Consider the following 18,601-nt stretch of genomic DNA (forward strand, 5'->3'; position numbering starts at 1 on the left):
TTTTTGAATATTCTTCATTTTCAAAATATAATTTACTATAGACGAATTCGATTCTTATCTATTATAATTTGATCTAATAGTGAGATTAAATATATGTCTATTCATGATATATGTTGATACTTTGTTTTTTGGGAGGTAATCTATGAAAAGAATTAAGTTTGGATTAGCCACACAAATATTCGTTGGACTTATTCTAGGTGTCATTGTTGGCGTTATTTGGTATGGCAACCCAGCATTGCCTACTTACCTGCAGCCAATCGGGGATCTCTTTTTACGCTTAATCAAAATGATAGTGATTCCTATTGTTGTCTCCAGCTTAATCATCGGTGTAGCCGGTGCAGGAAATGGAAAGCAAGTCGGTAAATTAGGCTTCAGAACGATTCTGTACTTCGAGATTATTACGACTTTTGCCATTATTCTCGGACTAGCCCTTGCAAACATCTTCCATCCGGGTACAGGAGTTAATATACACGAAGCTCAAAAAACGGACATCAGTCAATATGTTGAAACTGAAAAAGAACAAAGCAATAAATCAGTGGCGGAAACGTTCCTGCATATTGTGCCAACAAACTTCTTCCAATCTTTAGTTGAAGGGGATCTTCTTGCCATCATCTGTTTTACAGTGCTATTTGCATTGGGAATTTCAGCGATCGGCGAACGGGGCAAGCCTGTATTAGCCTTTTTCGAGGGTGTATCCCATGCCATGTTCCACGTTGTAAACCTTGTGATGAAAGTAGCACCACTCGGCGTTTTCGCCCTTATCGGAGTGACTGTGTCTAAATTTGGACTCGGTTCTCTACTCTCTCTCGGAAAGCTCGTCGGATTGGTGTATGTCGCCCTTGCTTTCTTCTTAATTGTCATTTTCGGGATTGTCGCAAAAATTGCCGGAATCAGCATCTTCAAATTCCTTGCTTACATGAAGGACGAAATCTTACTGGCGTTCAGTACGTCCAGCTCTGAAACGGTTCTTCCTCGCATCATGGAAAAAATGGAGAAAATCGGCTGCCCGAAAGGCATTGTTTCATTTGTTATTCCGATCGGATATACGTTTAACTTAGACGGTTCCGTTCTCTATCAATCTATTGCCGCGCTGTTTTTGGCACAGGTATACGGCATTGATTTGACAATTTGGCACCAAATTACGCTTGTGCTCGTATTAATGGTGACATCTAAAGGGATGGCTGCCGTGCCTGGTACTTCTTTTGTTGTCTTGCTTGCGACACTTGGCACCATCGGCGTTCCGGCTGAAGGACTTGCCTTTATTGCCGGCGTAGACCGCATCATGGACATGGCACGTACAGTTGTCAACCTGACTGGTAACGCGCTTGCTGCCGTTGTTATGTCTAAATGGGAAGGCATGTTTAATCCTGCGAAAGCAGAAACGGTCATGTCCCAAGCAAAAGCAGACCAAAACGCAACCATTTCCGGTTAATGAAAAGCCTGTGGGGTTCTTGCCCCGCAGGCTTTTTTAATCTTTAACAAGTTCAAACAGCTCTGTAATCAAAACAGTATCCTCATTCAGCTCCAGTTCACCGTTTTTGATCAGTTCCGCCCATGCCATCCGATGGTCCTCCTGAAACTCATCAATTCGATCTCCATTGCCCTCTCCTTTGACTAACCTCATATCAGGCGCTCCAAAGGTCGTTTCAAACACATCTGTCACTTTTATATTGCATCTCGGTTTGTCATGTTTATCATAAACGGTAACAAGCTGCCCCGCTGTTTGATACACGTCACTCAATTCATCTTTTGAATACAATGATTTCGGCGCGCACGTGGCTGTTTTTTCTCCGGCGAGGATTTGCTGAATCAGCTGTTCCCCCAAGCCGCCATCACCTTCCCAGCCGAATGTGCTTTTGAGCTCATAAATCTTCATTCGCCTTCCCCTTTAAACCATTGGTGACTGTACATAATAGTACAGAAGCTTAGCCGTATGGCGAAGAGATGATTTATGGGTGCGTTCAAATGCATGCGAAGCGTCAATTCCCGGCCCAATAAGGCCATGCACAATATCATGCCCGGATTTGATCGCTGCTGACGCATCAGACCCGTAGTACGGATAAATATCAAGCTTGTAGTCGATATGGTGCTTCTCGGCTAAATGGACTAAATGCTTTCTAAGCTGATAATGATACGGCCCGCTCGCATCCTTCACACAGATTGATACTGAATATTCATCTGTCGCCTGCCCGTCTCCGATAGCACCCATATCAACCGCCAGATATTCGACCGTTTCAGGAGGAATATTCGAGTTCCCGCCGTATCCGATCTCTTCATTATTTGAAATGAGAAAATGAGTTGTATACGGCAATTCAATGTCTTCTGTTTGAATCTGATGAATTAAGCGGAGCAATAAGGCGACGCTTGCTTTGTCATCCAAATGGCGCGATTTAATAAATCCGCTTGATGTGATCTCGACACGGGGATCAAACGACACAAAATCTCCGACGCCAATGCCAAGCTCTTCCGTATCTTTCCGGCAGTGAACAGGTTCATCGAGGCGGATCTCCATATTCTCTTGATTCCGCTCAGCTTTACCCGCGTCTTTGTATACGTGCACAGACGTTTGATGCATTAAAATTGTGCCTGTATATGTTTTTCCCGAGGCGGTTTCAATTTGGCAATACTCCCCCTCAATCGAGTTGTAGCGGAACCCGCCGATCAAATCGATTTTCAGCCGGCCGTCAGCTTTAATTTCTTTTACCATAGCACCGAGGGTGTCAACGTGCGCCGTCAGCATCCGGTGCCGGGATGTATCGCGTCCGGGAAGCGTTGCAATTAAGCCGCCCTTATGGTTCCGAACCGTTCCTACCTTCCATTCTCTTAAAAGGCTTTCAATATAATTGATCACCTCATATGTATTTCCTGTGGGGCTTGGGATCGATACAAGTTCTTTAATGAGCTCCATCGTTTTACGTACGGACGTCATAGGACATTCCTCCTTTTATTTTTCTATTTAAAATATACTCTTTTCCCGAGGGACCCGTCCAATCTTTTCCTATCAATCTCTCATATGCTGTAGAGAGCATGGGAAGAGGAGGGATATCTATGTGCTGTCGTCATTCACATGAACAGAAATGTCGTTGTCACGATTGGTTCGATGATTTTTGGTTCTTTGACGAGTGGTTCGATAAAGATTTCCACGACCATTGCGAGAAAAAGAAAGAATGCCATGACCCTTGCGAGAAGAAGAAGAAGAAAAAGAAACACCATTGTTTCTCTTGTAAAAAACACAGACACTCTTGCTGTCATTGCTAAAGACTGAATCAGAAATATTCTGATGACCCATGCTTAATGAATATTTCCATTCACATTTTTCCAAGCGGGCATTACTGCTGCTTGGACCTTTTATTGAAACAGCCTTTTTGCTTTTACAATCCAATAAACTGATACGGCCGCTATCAGAGCAACAATGATTTCAACAGCAGCAGCATGTTCTATGATCCTTTTTTGGTATAAAACCGCCGGTACATTAAACAGCGCATGTAAAAGGATAGAATACAGCAAAAACAGCGGCCGGCGGCTTTTAACCGCATACAGGACAAGCAGCGACAGCCCGATCTGGACAGCAATCGCACTGATTCTTTCAATTCCGCCCAGCAGCCACTCATACGAAGGAGTATGCAGCAGCTGTTCCTGAATCGGCAAAAGTGCCTGTTTGATGTCGCCATTGATCAAAAGCTGTTCAAACGTTCCGCTATTGATCGCATACGCATATACAATAAGCGAGATAGAGGACAAGCCTGTAATCAGGATGGCCTCAAGCCCGCCATGTCCTGCTCCGAAAGCCAAGCCATCCGCCCAAGTATGATGGCGCTTCATAAAAAATCGCATCATAACATACCGCCCGCACTCCTCAAAAATTCCGGCCATCAAGCAGCCGTAAATGCCATACCACAATGGATTTTGCATCGCTTCTTTCGTCATTTCATTCACTTGCAGTACATAAACATGAACGCCGCCCTCCAACAGCTGGGCAAAGACAAAAAACGTAAGAGCGCCAATAAAAAACACCTTAAGCGATGCGCCATACTTTCGCTTAAACCATACAATCAGTCCGATCGGCAACAAAAACGCAATAGCTCCGGATACCGCCATAAGGACTACTGCTCCTTGACTGACCATTTTTCAGCCTCCTTTTTCTATTTCATAGATTCCCTATTTCACAATTTCTCTTTTTTTATGAAAAACCCTTCTTTTTAGTACCAGATACTAATATCTAGTGTTATAATCTGATCATAAGGAGTGATTCATATGTCAAAAGCAAAAATTACAGCTATCGGCACCTATGCACCGAGCAGACGCTTAACAAATGCAGATTTAGAAAAGATCGTTGATACGTCTGATGAATGGATCGTTCAGCGCACAGGAATGAGAGAACGCCGGATTGCGGATGAACAGCAGTTTACCTCTGATTTATGCATAGAAGCGGTGAAAGATCTCAAGAGCCGTTATGAAGGAACGCTTGATGACGTGGATATGATCCTCGTTGCCACAACAACATCAGATTACGCCTTTCCGAGTACTGCATGCCGTGTGCAGGAATATTTCGGCTGGGAAAACACCGGCGCCCTGGATATTAATGCGACGTGCGCCGGGCTGACATACGGCCTTCATTTGGCAAACGGATTGATTACATCCGGCCTTCATCAAAAAATTCTCGTCATCGCAGGGGAGACATTGTCAAAGGTAACGGATTATACGGACCGAACGACATGCGTTCTGTTTGGCGACGCAGCGGGTGCGTTGCTGGTAGAACGAGATGAAGAGACACCTGGTTTTCTTGCGTCTGTCCAAGGAACAAGCGGGAACGGCGGCGATATTTTGTACCGTGCCGCACTGCGGAATGAACTGAATGGGATGCCGCTTGCTGGTTCCGGTAAAATGGTCCAAAACGGCCGCGAAGTGTATAAATGGGCAGCAAGAACCGTTCCCCGCGAATTTGAACGCCTTTTACATCAAGCAGGGCTGACAAGCGGCGAGCTCGATTGGTTTGTCCCTCACAGCGCCAACTTGCGCATGATTGAGTCGATTTGTGAAAAAACACCGTTCCCGATCGAAAAAACGCTCACCAGTGTCGAATACTATGGAAACACGTCCTCTGTTTCGATTGTTTTGGCGCTAGATCTCGCAGTGAAAGCCGGGAAGCTGAAAAAAGATCAAACCGTGATGCTTTTCGGATTTGGCGGCGGTTTAACCTATACAGGATTGCTTGTCAAATGGGGAATGTAATAAAAAAAGAACTTGTTTCCAAGGAAACAAGTTCTTTTTCATTATGAAGCCGGCTGTTCTTCTGATGTTTCTTCCTTCCGGCTTAAAATTGTAAAGTAAGTAATGCTGAGCAAAATCATAACAAGGGCGATGCCGATTAAGACGCCGGCCATTTGCCACATGTAGCCAAAATCCCCGTTTGAAATGACCGCTCTGAATCCGTTAATGCTGTAGGTCATCGGCAATGCGCCGTGGATGACCTGATAGAAATTCGGAAGCAATTCAAGCGGGAAGGTTCCTCCGCTCGCTCCCAGCTGCAGCACTAAAATAATGACTGCGATAAATCGTCCCGGGTTGCCCATCGTTGTGGCCAAAAATTGAATCATCGCTAGGAAAGCGAGACTCGTAATGATCGTAAACACGTAAAATCTCCACGTGCTCTCAACCTCGAGACCAATTCCCAGAAGAAGAACCGTCGCCACAATCAGCGATTGAATAATTCCAACGAGCATCATGACATTGAATTTGCTAAAGAACCACTCAAAACCGTTTCTCGGACGTCCTGACGCTTCCTTCAGCGGGAAGACAACCGTCAGCATGATGCCGCCGACATACAAGCCCATTGACAGGATATAAGGTGTCAGCCCTGTTCCGTAGTTAGGAACGGAATGAATGGCGTCATCATTGGTTTTAACAGGATCGGCAAACATGCCGTATGTTTGATCGTCAGCATCGATATCTCCTGTTTGATCTGCCGCATCCTTCAGCTTACTAGACAGCTCTCCTGTGCCGTCCAATAGCTTGCCTAAACCTGTATCAAGTGATGCAGACCCGTCTGCAAGTTTTGATGATCCGTTTTGGACCTGTTTAGACCCGTCTAACAGCTTAAACAATCCGCCGGATACTTGGCTGCTTCCTGTCACCAATTGCTCTGAGCCCGCTTTTGCTTTTGCGAACTGCTTATTATATTCACCGATGCCGGCTGTCAGTTTAGTTTGGCCATCTGTCACCTGCTGTGACGCATTGTATAGCTTCTCAGATCCAGCAGTTAATTTGTCAATCGCGTCTTGAGTGGCTTTTGCGCCGTTATAAAGCTTAGAGGTAGCTTCCGGCAATGCCTTCACCTGGGCAACCTCCGCTTTCACATCTTCCAATGAGCTTTTTATCGTTGCGATGTCAGGCAGCTGATCAGCTGCAGGAAGCCCACTTAAAATTTCATCAAAATCAGGCGCATCAACTTTCGGAAGCTGCTTTTCAACAGAATTGATCAGCTGGCTTTTTTGCTCCGCTGTTAAGAAATCACTCGAGTTGATGAGATTTTTGAATGCCTGATCACGGTTTTTTAAGCTGTTTTCAAAGTCAGACAGCTGTTTTTTAAATTCCTTCATCGCAGTTTCTGACTTTTCCAGGTTGTTCACAGCTGTTTCAAGCTGTGTTAAATCGAGCGCATTTATGAGTTTTTCCGCTTTTGCTGCTTTTTCCGACTCTTCTTGCGCTTTACTGTTGAGCTGATCCAGCCCGTTTGTCAGATTAGGCAAGCCCTGCTGCACCTTTTGAAGGCCGGCATTCAGTTCATTTAGCTTGCCCGTTATCTTGCCTGATCCTGCCGCAAGCTTGTTAGAATTATCATAAATCTGATTACTGCTGTCCTGGAATTTTCCGAGCGAGCTATCAAGCGATTGAATTCCGCTTGTCACCTGAGCCGCTCCATCTGCAAGCTGCGCTGTTTTGTCACTGATGGTAGCGGTGCTTTCCTTCAGCTTCGCCAGATTTTCTTTCAGCTGGGCGCTTCCGTTTTTCGCATCCTTTGTGCCATCATCAATTTTTTTCGCTCCGCTGCTCGCGTCGCTCAAACCTTTGGCGATATCTTTAAAGTTATCAAAAATGACTTTCGTATATTGCTCGGTCACTTCTTTTGAAACAGAGGCTTTCAGTTTATCAATCGCTTTTTCACCGATCGTTGCCCCTACATAGTTTGAACCGGCATTCGTATGGTATTTCAGATCGAGCTTTTTCGGATTTTTGTCCAATACAGTGCTGGCATTCTTAGAAAAATCCTCAGGAATCTCGACAACTAAATAGTATTTTTGATTTAATAAGTCCTTTAATGATTGGTCGAGATCACTGGAAAAATGCCAATCAAAGTTTTTATTATCCTTTAATTCTTTGACCAGATCATCACCAATTTGAAGCTTTTCTCCTTCATACGTTGCTCCTTTATCTTGGTTGACGACAACGACAGGCAGCTGGTCAACTGTGCCGTATGGGTCCCAATAAGCCTTTAAGAACACGCCGCTGTAAATAAGCGGGACAAACAAAATGGCAATGATGGGAATTAATAATTTTTTACTCGTTACGATGTCTTTCCACTGACTTCGTATTGTGTTCATCCTGATGCCTCCATTCTAAAACTGACTCATCATGAAAAATGGTCATTTTCTTGCAAAGAGAAAGGATTATCTAGTTAGCTGACAATCCTTTGACAACATACAATTCAAGCAGTTCCGCAATCGTCTCTTTATCGAGCGGGGGATGCTGTTTTTCCCAATCAAAAATGAGCGCGATATAAAGCTTCAGCATCACAAAAGCTGTCAGTTCAGGGTCGCACGGCTTGATTGCACCGTTCTTGATCCCGTCTTCAATCTTATTTTTGATATAAGACAGAATGCCTCGCTCCATTTTTTGAATCACTTCCTGAACTGCCATTGTACCAATCTCAGCATTTTCTTGAAAAATTTTAATCGTCAGCTGATGTGTTTTCCTGAACTCCAGAATGGCAAACAGCGCTCTGTGCACATTTTCATGGAACGGAAGGTTCGGCTCCATCGCTTCGTCCGCTTTTTGTTTCATTTCCTTCAATAAAGTAGTGAAAATCTCGTCAAACAGCTCTTCTTTGTTTTTGAAAAAAGTATAGATGGTTCCCTTCCCCACGTTCGCAAGCTTTGCCACAAGATCCATTGTTGTCGCTTTATACCCGAACTGCGTAAAAGACTTTGTGGCCGCCTCCAAAATGAGCTTTTTTCGATCTATTGACATTGTATTCACCTCGAAACTGACCGTTTGAACATTTTAGTCATTAAGTACATATGCAAATGTATCATAACCTGCTAATCAATTCAATCATTTTTTTACTCAATATTGCCATTGCACAATAAAAAAACCTCCGCCATACAGCGGAGGTTTTTAACTGAATAAATAGGTAAGCGCGTCAGACACGGCAGCTTTTCCTTGATCAATGCAGTCGGGAATTCCGACACCTTCAAAAGAAGCGCCTGTCATGTAGACACCCGGATATGCGGAGGCCAGTGATTCTCGCAGCTCCTTGATACGCTGCTTATGGCCGACATGGTACTGCGGCATGCTTTCATGCCAGCGCGTGACACATGTCATTTCCGGCTCCCCGTTTATGTTCATGACTTTCTTTAAGTCTTCTAACACAATGTTGATAATGTCGTTATCTGAGAGATCGACAATGGATTCGTCTCCGGCTTTTCCGACATATGCCCGAAGCAGCGTTTTGCCTTCCGGCGCTGCGTGCGGCCATTTTTTATTTGTCCACGTACAGGCTGTGATCGCGAAATCGCTGTTTCTTGAAATGACAAAGCCCGTCCCCTCATGCTCCATTTGGACAGCGCCTTCAGGGAAGCCCAAGGCGACATTTGCCACGGATGTAGAGTGCATATTTTTCAAATGAGAAATCGCAGGAAGCTCAGAAAGCATTCCCGCAGCCGCTTTATGCGGAACAGTCATAATCACTGATTCAGCATCAAGTGTGACGCCGTTATCCAGATCAAGCGAGTAGCCAGTGCCGCCGCGGCTGATCTTGGTCACTTTTGTGCCTTTGTACACCTTCGTCAGCTTTAATTGCTTTTCAATCTCTTCTACAAGGGTCTGCAAACCGGTTGTCAGAGTCTGAAACTGCCCTTGTTTTTTAGCCGTCAGCTGCTGGCCGGAGCCTTGAGGCCTAGTTTTTTTCATGCCGAGGATCAGGCTTCTGTGCTTTTGTTCCGTCTGGTAAAATTGCGGGAATGTCGACATCAGGCTGAGTTTATCAATGTCGCCTGCGTAGATGCCTGATAGGAGCGGCTCGATTAAATTTTCGACCACTTCATCTCCGACACGCCTGCGGAAAAATTCTCCCAATGACTGGTCGTCTTTTGATTTGCTTGCAGGCAGGATGAAATCCATAGCGGCTCTTGCCTTCCCAGACAAAGAAAACAGGCCGGTTGAAACGAACGGCGCAATTTTTGTCGGGATCCCCATCACGGCACCCTTCGGCATCGGATGCAGGGTGCGGTTTACAAGCACATAGGATTGTCCGGTCGCATTGTTGACAAGCAAATGCTCAAGCCCTACATCTTTGACAAGCTGCGGAGCGCTTTTCTTCCGTTCCAGAAATGAGTCAGGTCCTCTTTCGATGATATAGCCGTCTTTCTTGACAGTTTGGATTTTTCCGCCTACTCTCGGGCTTGCCTCAACAAGTGTCAACTCAAGCGGCAGATTTTTTTCTTCGATTTCTCTTTCCATATAGAAGGCGGCGGCTAAACCGGTAATGCCGCCGCCGATGATGACTACATGTTTTTTGCCGTCACTCATGTTCATCGCCTTCTTTAACGTCCTAATTTTTTTAATACAACTGTTGCTAATGCGTCAATAAATTCCGGCTTTGCATTTGGCATTTCCGGGCGGTAATAGCTTGCGCCGATATCGTCAGTAACCACTTTGCATTCATAATCATTATCATAAAGCACTTCTAAATGATCCGCGACAAATCCGACAGGGACATATACAAATGCCTGATAGCCTTTTTGTTCGAATAAATCACGTGTTAAATCCTGTACATCAGGTCCGAGCCAAGGATCAGGCGTGTTCCCTTCACTTTGCCAGCCGACCGCATATTCGGAAACGCCTGCGCCTTCAGCAATCAATTTCGCCGATTCATGAAGCTGATCCGGGTACGGGTCTCCAAATTCTTTGATTTTTTCCGGCAGGCTGTGTGCGGATACGATGAGCATCGCGTTTTCTCTTTCATCCTCAGGCATTGACGCATATGTTTCCTTCACTCGGTCAACCCAGTATTTCACGAACTTCGGTTCATCGTACCAGCTTTCAACAGACGTAATCGTTAAGCCGCCAAGTTTTTCAGCCTCTTCTTTGGCACGTTTGTTGTAGGACTGCACGCTGAACGTGGAGAAATGCGGTGCCAGCACGATGCTGACTGCTTCTGTAATGCCGTCCTTATGCATCTCTGACACAGCGTCTTCAATAAACGGCTCGATATGCTTCAGCCCGATATACGCTTTAAATGTAATCTCGTCCTGAATCTCATTTAAGTGCTGTTCAAGCTTGTGCGCTTGCTCTTCTGTGATTTTGGCAAGCGGTGAAATGCCGCCAATTGCTTCGTATCTGTCTTTCAAATCTTGAAGCATTTCAGGCTCAGGCTTTCTGCCTCTTCTGATATGTGTATAATAACGCTCGATATCTTCTTCTTTATAAGGCGTGCCGTACGCCATAACGAGAAGCCCCATTTTCTTTCTACTCACTGTTTACACCCTCTTTAATGATCTGATACAAACATTTTGACAGGATATCATCATGATACCAAAAGATATGCTTAGGAATATTGACCCATTTTTTTGTTTTGTGAATATTTATGGACAAATGCTGTCAGTTTTTTCAAAACCTCAGGGCTGACGTCAGGAAATACTCCGTGTCCAAGGTTGAAAATGAAGCTGTCAGATTTCATGCCCTGATCAAGTATTTCCGTCGTTTTCTTCTCAATGACTTCCCATGGCGCAAGCAAAATGGACGGGTCCAGGTTGCCCTGCACTGTTTTGGTGATGCCTTTTGATCTGGCTTCATCAATGCTGAGTCTCCAATCGAGCCCGACCACATCGAGCGGAAGGTCATGCCAATCACCTGCCAGATGGCTTGCACCGACGCCAAACATAATCAACGGCACATTCTCCTCCGCAAGCTCTGAAAAAATCCGGTTCATTACGGGTTTGATGTATGTTCTGTAATCTGTCTGATTCAGGGCGCCGACCCACGAATCAAAGATTTGAATCGCCTTTGCGCCTGCCTTAATCTGCGCTTTCACGTACACGATTACCATGTCGGCAAGCTTGGACATCAGCAGCTTCCATGCATCCGGCATGCTGTACATGAAGGCTTTTGTTTTATTGTAATTTTTAGACGGACCGCCTTCGATCATATAGCTAGCCAGTGTAAAAGGCGCACCTGAGAAACCGATGAGCGGGACGTTCAGCTGTTCATTGACAAGCAGTTTAATCGTCTCAAGCACGTACGGCACGTCCTGTTCCGGATCAATCTGGCCGAGTTTTTCAATGTCCGCCAGAGACCGGATCGGCTGATCAATCACAGGCCCGATCCCGTTTTTGATTTCAACATCCACACCGATTGACGGCAGCGGAGTCATGATATCTTTATAAAGGATTGCAGCATCGACACCGTATTGCTCAACCGGCAGTCTTGTGACATAGGCACAAAGTTCGGGCTGATGTGTAATATCAAACAATCCGTATTTTTCCTTCAGCTTACGGTATTCCGGCTGTGAGCGCCCTGCTTGTCTCATATACCATACAGGCGTGTGATCCGCTTTTTCTCCCCGTGCAGCTTTTAAAAACGTCTCGTTAAACGTTTCTCGTTTACTCATCTGATTTCCACCTTTCATACTGCAACCATACGTTCGTATTTCTTGACTTATTACACTATACCTCGTTTTGGGCAAATGGTATAGAAATGAGGCTCAAAGTTCAAAAAATCGCCGAATTCCATTAAGAGGAAAACAATTTAGGCTGAACGTAATCGGTTCCTTCCCCTTCTCTTTTTGTCTGTGTATTATAAGGCACAATTTTATAAGAAGCGCCCGAAAACAAGTTGGCATAAGGGATTTCATAGCTTCCCTTTCCTTCAACTGAATCAAGAAGCGTCTCCTTGCCGTCCTTGTTTACATAAATTCTGTATACAGCCCGATCATCCTCTTGGGCATTCCATTTTAATTCAATGGTAAACAGTCCCGCAGCTTTAAATGTGTAATTCGCTGTCAGTGTTTTGACCGGCTCCAGCTCAATCGGGCTTTCCAGTTCTTTGACGTTTTTAGGCTTTGTAAACACAGAACCGGTTTCTCCTGCCTGTGTCAAAATATCCTTAAACAGTCTCGTCGGATACGCGCTGCCGCCTTTTAAATAATGGTTTTGATCCGTTTTGTCATAGCCCATCCAGATAGCTCCGGTTATTTTCGGCGTATAGCCGGCAAACCAGGCGTCCTTTGTCGCGCCGGAGACGCCTGTATAAGACGTGGAACCGGTTTTTCCCGCCAGGTCTCCGTGATAGGTGCCGGACGTGGCCGTTCCCTTTTTGACCACCTGCTGCAACATTTTTGTCATATTCCAGGACGTCTGCTTGCTGAATACCCGCTTTCCTTCTTCTTTATGATCGGCAATTGTTTCTCCGTCTTCATCCATTATGCTAGAAATAAAGTACGGCTCAATATACATTCCATTCGCTGCAAATGTATGGAACGCGCCGGCAAGCTGAAGCGGTGAAACGCCTTTTTCCAAGCCGCCGAGAGCAAGGGCAAGGCCTTCATCAGGGATATCAATGCCGTTTGCTTTCAAATAAGATTTTCCTGTTTCGACGCCGATCTCATTCAGCGTCCAGACAGCCGGCGCGTTTTTGCTGTACGTAATGGCGTCAGACATGGTCACTTCGCCCTCATATCGGCTGTCATAGTTTTTCGGCGTATAATCTCCGTAGGATTGCAGTTCATCCTTCAATAGAGAATATGGCTTAAATTTCTTTTCCTGCATCGCCGGTCCGTATACTGCAAGCGGCTTAAATGTGGAACCCGGCTGGCGGACAGCTGTGACACGGTTATATCCTTTAGATGTGTAATCTCTTCCGCCGATCGCCGCTTCCACACCGCCTGTCTTGTTATTGATAAAGACCGCGCTTCCTTCAGCATTTTGATCTGTTCCAGGATAATAGCTCCCCTGCTTCATCACCTGATAAGCCGTCTTCTGCAGCTTGGAATCAAGCGGCACCTTGATCGTGTATCCGCCTTGAAGGAGCTGCTCTCCGGAAATCGAGTACTTGTCCTCCGCCTCTTCAATCACAAGGTCAATATAGCTGTCAAACCAGGGTGTTTCCGACTGTTTCTTTACGTGCAGTCCAAGCGTTCGGCCCTGCGCGCTGACAGCGTCTTTCGCACTGATGTAGCCCTGGTCATTCATCATGCCGAGAATCGTATCACGCCGCTCCTTATTTTTATCTGGATGCAAAACAGGAGAATACGTAGAAGGCGCCTTCGGAATAGCAGCCAAAACCGCCCCTTCGGATACAGTCAAATCTTTTACTTCTTTATTAAAATAATAGTGAGATGCCGCTTGTATGCCGTAGACCCCATGTCCGAAGTAAAGCTGATTCAAATACATTTCCAGCAGCTTGTCCTTGCTGTAATCCCGTTCAAGGTTGATCGCAATGATCACTTCTTTTGTTTTTCTTAAAAACGTTTTGTCATGTGTCAGAAAAATATTTTTGGCAAGCTGCTGGGTGATCGTGCTTCCGCCTTCCACCTTTCCGCCTGCTAATATATCGCGGTACACTGCCCTTCCGACAGATTTCACATCAATGCCGTGATGCTCATAGAACCGTTTATCCTCAACAGCGATAAACGCTTCTCTGACCTGTTTCGGAATCTCATTGATCGAGACCGGCTCACGATTTTCTGTATACAGGCTTGCAACCTCATCTCCGTTTTGATCCACAATTTTAGAAGAGGCATGAAGAATCAGCTTCTTTTCATCTATGACATAATGCCCGAGAAAAATAATTGAAATATATCCTATTAAAGCGAGAAAAGCAGTTAACACTAAAATAACAATCGGTATAAATAGTTTCTTTTTCTTTACCTTAAACATAAACTCACCTCGCCTTTCTAAAGGTAGTATGGGAAAAATTGTTTGGAATTATGTTCGAAGCACTCGCCAATAGAAACTTATACCATTGTTTTGATATACTAGCAAGCAGGAGGTGGCTGATATGAAGGTTTATATTACATATGGGACAGCCGATTTTTTAAAAACGATCGTAAAGAAGCATCCCTCAGAAAATATCCTTTTGATGCAGGGGCAGGAAAACGCGATTTTGATCCACGAAACAAGCGGAGATACGGTTTTCCAGGCACCACACGCTTATGAAGTCATTGACCAAGTCGGAGAGATGAAGCATCCCGGTTTTGCAGTATTGAACAATATTGCCGTCACTCAGGAAGGACGTCCGCTGTTTGAAAACAGATTTAAAAACAGAGCGGGAAAAGTCGAAAACCAGCCTGGTTTTGAAGCGATTCGTGTGCTTCGCCCGCTTGACAGTGACACCTATGTCATTCTGACCTTGTGGGAATCCGAAAGAGACTTTCAAGACTGGCAGCAGTCAGATTCATACAAAGAAGCCCACAAAAAACGCGGCACGTCTGCCGGAGTTGACACAACGTCAATCTTCTCCCGGCCTTCGTATGTCACCACATATTTCGCTGTCGAATAGCTGCCGGCATGTCCGGCAGCTTATTTATTGGGAGGAAAGCAAAATGAAGTATACTTGCCCGGTCTGCGGGTTTAAGGGACTGGCTGAACCGGCATATGATAAGGAAGGGAATCATTCTTATGAAATCTGCCCGTGCTGCGGTTTTCAGTTCGGATTTGACGATTACGACATGCAGCGCGAGGATGGTTCATATTTCGAGCCATCGGAAAGCATCGTCGCCTACAGAAAAAAACTGGCTTGCTGATGGGAGCGTCATTTTTTCCCCTGAATGCTTCCCAGAACATCAGCAAAAAGCGAACAGAGTGTTACCGCATCATCTGATTGAACAGCTAAAACAGATCAATGTTCATCTTCCATCATAACCCTGCCTTCTGTCCCGGCACCTTCCGCCCGCCTATGAATAATCTGTAGGAAGCGGAAGGAGTGATCAATGATGGAAATCGGGATTTTGTCTGTCCATGTTCTTTATGTGTTTTTTATCGGGGCGATTATCCTATTTATGCTGCTGCGGAAAGATACGACCTTTATTTCCTTATTCGGCATTTTTATCATATCATTATGGGCCAGCCATTCACTTTCAGCTTCTGTTAGCAGTTTATTCCACAGCTTTATCTACGCGGCTGGCGAACTGCTGCCCACGATTTTCATCATTTGCTTTATCGTTTCGATGAGTGATTTGTTAACGAAAACAGGGATAAATGAAGCGATGATTTCTCCCTTTATACGCCTTGTGAAAGGTCCTGTAATCGCCTACTGGCTGATTGGCGGCCTGATGTTCGCCATTTCTCTCTTCTTCTGGCCTTCTCCAGGTGTCGCTTTGATCGGCGCCGTCCTGCTTCCGGCAGCCGCCCGCGCCGGTTTGCCGCCTATTGCCGCCGCCATGGCCATGAACTTATTCGGCCACGGTTTTGCCTTGTCAGGAGACTTTGTCATTCAGGCGGCACCAAAGCTGACAGCAGATGCAGCAGGCATTCCAGTCGGTGATGTCGTTTCGGCCAGCATTCCTCTTGTGCTCATTATGGGCGTGACCACAACGACTGCGGCATTTCTCATGATTCAGCGCGAACGCAAAAAACAGTTACGTCCAGCTTCTTTTACCCCCGTACTTTCTGAGGAACAAAACACCTCGCTGTACTTGCCAAAACGTCTGCGATCCACACTGGCTCTTTTGATTCCGCTTGTCTTTCTTGCTGATATCGCCTGCATGCTCTTGTTTGACCTTCAGGGAAATGATGCGACCGCGTTAATTGGCGGGTCTGCGATCTGCATCCTCATGATCGTTCATTTTCTCGTGTATAAGCAAAAAGGACTTGAGAAAATCACTGGCTATTTTATTGATGGATTCCAGTTCGGCTTTAAGGTTTTCGGCCCCGTCATCCCGATTGCCGCTTTCTTCTACCTTGGTGACTCAGGCTTTGAAACCATACTGGGCACTTCACTCCCTAAAGGTTCCCACGGAATTGTCAATGATCTTGGCATCGCTTTATCCCATACGATGCCCATGTCAAAGGAGCTTGCCGCCGCTGCCTTAACTGCAGCTGGGGCCATAACCGGCCTAGACGGATCAGGGTTTTCAGGTATTTCTCTCGCCGGCTCTATCGCCAAGCTCTTTTCGTCCGCTCTTCATGCTGATCCAGCCGTTCTAACCGCACTCGGTCAAATATCTGCCATCTGGGTGGGCGGCGGAACACTGGTCCCATGGGCGCTGATTCCCGCTGCAGCCATTTGTAAAGTTGATCCTTTTGAGCTTGCCAGAAAAAACTTTATCCCCGTCGTGATCGGCCTTTCAGTAACAACCATCGCAGCCATGGTTCTGCTTTGAAATCAAGTTGAAATATTCAGACTTTTTCTATACAATCATGGAAAAGCATAGAAAAGGGGGAAGCGGCTTTGTCCATATCCACACTGCAGAAAGAGATTAACAAACAGCTCGACAGCTGTTTTGAAGAAATGGTCGAGATCAGGCGCCATTTTCATATGTATCCTGAGCTCTCGTTTCAAGAAGAAAAAACCGCCGCCTTTATTGCTTCCTATTATGAATCGTTAGGAGCTCCGATCCGCACGAATGTCGGCGGCAAAGGGGTTTTAGCATATATAGAAGGTAGCGAACCCGGCCCTACCGTCGCTTTGCGGGCCGACTTTGACGCCCTCCCCATTCAAGATGAAAAAGATGTTCCTTACGCTTCCAAGGTGCCAGGTGTCATGCACGCATGCGGCCATGACGGCCATACGGCAGCTCTTCTCGCAGTGGCGAAGGTCCTTCACCAAAACAGACATGAGCTGAAGGGAACGTTTGTGATGATCCACCAGCATGCGGAAGAATATTATCCGGGAGGCGCAAAGCCAATGATTGATGACGGCTGTCTCGAAAACGCGGATGTGATATTCGGCACGCATCTTTGGGCGACTGAGCCGCTCGGAACCATTCTCTGCCGCCCCGGCGCCGTGATGGCGGCAGCAGACCGATTTACGATCAACATTCACGGGAAGGGCGGTCACGGCGCTCATCCGCATGATACAAAAGACGCCGTCCTGATCGGCTCGCAAATCGTTTCCTCTTTGCAGCACATTGTCAGCCGCAAAGTCAATCCGATTCAATCCGCCGTTATTTCGACAGGCTCTTTCATCGCCGACAACCCGTTTAATGTTATCGCAGACCAAGCGACACTCATCGGCACAGCGCGTTCTTTTGACGAAAATGTCCGCAGCATGCTGGAGAAAGAAATTGAAGCAGTTGTAAAAGGAGTGTGCACCATGCACGGCGCGTCCTATGAGTACAACTATGAACGGGGCTATCCGGCAGTTGTGAACCATCCTGCAGAAACAAGCCACTTGGTTAGCATCGCAAAGAACACTGAGGGCGTTCAGCACGTCATTGACGGTGAACCGCAAATGGGCGGTGAGGATTTTGCTTATTACTTACAAAACGTCAAAGGCACCTTTTTCTTTACAGGTGCCGCTCCTGAACAGCCAGAACGAGTCTATTCCCACCATCATCCGAAATTTGACATCAATGAAAAAGCAATGCTGACAGCGGCCAAGGTGCTTGCGGGTGCCGCGATCACATATCATATGCTATAAAAAAACAGCCGGAGTGTTTATTCTCCGGCTGTTTCCTTTACTATTCTCAGATGAAAAACGTGTCTTGCCGTCTCGCCAAGTTGAGCTAGCAGCTTATAATTGGCAATACCGCCGACTGCCGCCCCTACTCCCGGCAAAAGCTGAAAAAGCTTCACGACGTCGATATAATCGCGATATTCCTGCTGGAACACTCTCCAGTCGATGCTCTTTTTCTCCGCCTCCCAATTTTCAATGACAGAAAAAAGCGATTTGCGGCAGTCATCACTCGAAAACGCAAGCTGAAACACGAGCAGCAAGAACATTCTTTCTTGTGCATCCTTCACATCAAATCCATAAATTGAGGATAAAGTAAATAAACACTTCATCTTAATCGAAAGCAGCAGCGGGAAATCGGCAATGCCTAAAAAAATGCCGCCAGCTCCGGTGCCGACTCCCTCAGCAGCTGCCACTTTCTGATAAGAAGCAATTGTTTTTTTCGCCAGTTCGTTTTTTTCACTGAGTGACAGTGTGCTTGTATCCTTCTTATAGGTGATAATATTGGAGCCGGCCATCGTCGCTTCCACCATTTTTTTCACGCTCTCGGTGACGACCGTATGGATTTTTTCAGGAATCCGCTCATTCACCTTCGTTTGCACACGCTTCGAAAAGCGTTCAAACATGGAATCCTTTCGCAAAAAATGCATTTTCCATTGAAGGGCTTCCTGCATCAGCAGCTGATTGTCTGTCATTTGACCTACCCCTTTTT

16 protein-coding genes and 1 pseudogene are annotated in these 18,601 nt (G+C 45.9%); 6 read left to right on the top strand and 11 right to left on the bottom strand.

Annotated features, from left to right (window positions below; translation table 11 throughout):
- Positions 1-142: 142 nt before the first annotated feature.
- A complete protein-coding gene (gene gltT, locus CVV77_RS07815; RefSeq protein ID WP_100275047.1) occupies positions 143-1,432 on the top strand; it encodes a glutamate/proton symporter GltT in 1,290 nt (429 codons plus the stop codon).
- 36 nt (positions 1,433-1,468) lie between these two features.
- Here gltT and CVV77_RS07820 read toward each other — a convergent pair whose 3' ends face one another.
- The 4 genes from CVV77_RS07820 to CVV77_RS07835 form a co-directional block, all read right to left on the bottom strand.
- Positions 1,469-1,876, bottom strand: a complete 408-nt coding sequence (locus CVV77_RS07820; protein WP_019257961.1) for an ASCH domain-containing protein — start codon at positions 1,874-1,876, stop codon at positions 1,469-1,471.
- A 12-nt stretch (positions 1,877-1,888) separates the two neighbouring features.
- The gene (locus CVV77_RS07825; RefSeq protein ID WP_100275048.1) at positions 1,889-2,929 is read right to left on the bottom strand and encodes a M42 family metallopeptidase; all 1,041 of its coding nucleotides are present in this window, start codon (positions 2,927-2,929) and stop codon (positions 1,889-1,891) included.
- Between the two features lie 134 nt (positions 2,930-3,063).
- Positions 3,064-3,252, bottom strand: coding sequence for a hypothetical protein (locus CVV77_RS22155; RefSeq protein ID WP_309300183.1), 189 nt, complete (start codon positions 3,250-3,252; stop codon positions 3,064-3,066).
- Positions 3,253-3,348: 96 nt separating this feature from the next.
- The gene (locus tag CVV77_RS07835; RefSeq protein WP_100275050.1) at positions 3,349-4,125 is read right to left on the bottom strand and encodes a YhfC family intramembrane metalloprotease; all 777 of its coding nucleotides are present in this window, start codon (positions 4,123-4,125) and stop codon (positions 3,349-3,351) included.
- Between the two features lie 129 nt (positions 4,126-4,254).
- Here CVV77_RS07835 and fabHB point away from each other — a divergent pair, with 129 nt between their 5' ends.
- Positions 4,255-5,232, top strand: a complete 978-nt coding sequence (fabHB, locus tag CVV77_RS07840) for a beta-ketoacyl-ACP synthase III FabHB (RefSeq protein ID WP_060398302.1) — start codon at positions 4,255-4,257, stop codon at positions 5,230-5,232.
- A gap of 41 nt (positions 5,233-5,273) precedes the next feature.
- Here the strand turns inward: fabHB and CVV77_RS07845 are convergent, their stop codons facing one another.
- From CVV77_RS07845 to CVV77_RS07870, 6 genes are all read right to left on the bottom strand, one after another.
- Positions 5,274-7,601, bottom strand: coding sequence for a YhgE/Pip domain-containing protein (locus tag CVV77_RS07845; RefSeq protein ID WP_100275051.1), 2,328 nt, complete (start codon positions 7,599-7,601; stop codon positions 5,274-5,276).
- A gap of 70 nt (positions 7,602-7,671) precedes the next feature.
- The gene (locus CVV77_RS07850) at positions 7,672-8,247 is read right to left on the bottom strand and encodes a TetR/AcrR family transcriptional regulator (RefSeq protein WP_019257956.1); all 576 of its coding nucleotides are present in this window, start codon (positions 8,245-8,247) and stop codon (positions 7,672-7,674) included.
- Positions 8,248-8,394: 147 nt separating this feature from the next.
- Positions 8,395-9,807 carry a protoporphyrinogen oxidase gene (hemY, locus tag CVV77_RS07855; RefSeq protein ID WP_100275052.1) on the bottom strand — a complete coding sequence of 471 codons (1,413 nt, stop codon included), beginning with the start codon at positions 9,805-9,807 and terminating at the stop codon, positions 8,395-8,397.
- 14 nt (positions 9,808-9,821) lie between these two features.
- Positions 9,822-10,754, bottom strand: a complete 933-nt coding sequence (gene hemH, locus CVV77_RS07860) for a ferrochelatase (RefSeq protein WP_003239483.1) — start codon at positions 10,752-10,754, stop codon at positions 9,822-9,824.
- A gap of 71 nt (positions 10,755-10,825) precedes the next feature.
- The gene (gene hemE, locus CVV77_RS07865) at positions 10,826-11,887 is read right to left on the bottom strand and encodes a uroporphyrinogen decarboxylase (RefSeq protein ID WP_100275053.1); all 1,062 of its coding nucleotides are present in this window, start codon (positions 11,885-11,887) and stop codon (positions 10,826-10,828) included.
- A 121-nt stretch (positions 11,888-12,008) separates the two neighbouring features.
- Entirely contained in the window at positions 12,009-14,153 is a 2,145-nt protein-coding gene (locus CVV77_RS07870; protein ID WP_100275054.1) for a transglycosylase domain-containing protein, read from the bottom strand.
- Positions 14,154-14,274: 121 nt separating this feature from the next.
- On the opposite strand from CVV77_RS07870, the gene hmoB reads away from it, so the two are divergent.
- The 4 genes and pseudogenes from hmoB to sndC all read left to right on the top strand — a co-directional run bounded on the left by hmoB (position 14,275) and on the right by sndC (position 17,856).
- Positions 14,275-14,775, top strand: a complete 501-nt coding sequence (hmoB, locus tag CVV77_RS07875) for a heme-degrading oxygenase HmoB (RefSeq protein WP_084991706.1) — start codon at positions 14,275-14,277, stop codon at positions 14,773-14,775.
- 43 nt (positions 14,776-14,818) lie between these two features.
- Positions 14,819-15,137: pseudogene (locus CVV77_RS07880) on the top strand (hypothetical protein).
- A 68-nt stretch (positions 15,138-15,205) separates the two neighbouring features.
- Entirely contained in the window at positions 15,206-16,597 is a 1,392-nt protein-coding gene (locus CVV77_RS07885; RefSeq protein WP_100275055.1) for a hypothetical protein, read from the top strand.
- 68 nt (positions 16,598-16,665) lie between these two features.
- Complete coding sequence (gene sndC, locus CVV77_RS07890; protein ID WP_100275056.1) at positions 16,666-17,856, top strand: N-acetyl amino acid acetylase SndC; 1,191 nt, start codon at positions 16,666-16,668, stop codon at positions 17,854-17,856.
- A gap of 17 nt (positions 17,857-17,873) precedes the next feature.
- On the opposite strand, the gene CVV77_RS07895 is transcribed toward sndC, so the two are convergent.
- Positions 17,874-18,584 carry an EcsC family protein gene (locus CVV77_RS07895; protein ID WP_088111210.1) on the bottom strand — a complete coding sequence of 237 codons (711 nt, stop codon included), beginning with the start codon at positions 18,582-18,584 and terminating at the stop codon, positions 17,874-17,876.
- Between the last annotated feature and the right edge of the window lie 17 nt (positions 18,585-18,601).

The sequence above is a fragment of the Bacillus sp. SN1 genome, from assembly GCF_002796895.1.
Classification (GTDB): domain Bacteria; phylum Bacillota; class Bacilli; order Bacillales; family Bacillaceae; genus Bacillus; species Bacillus inaquosorum.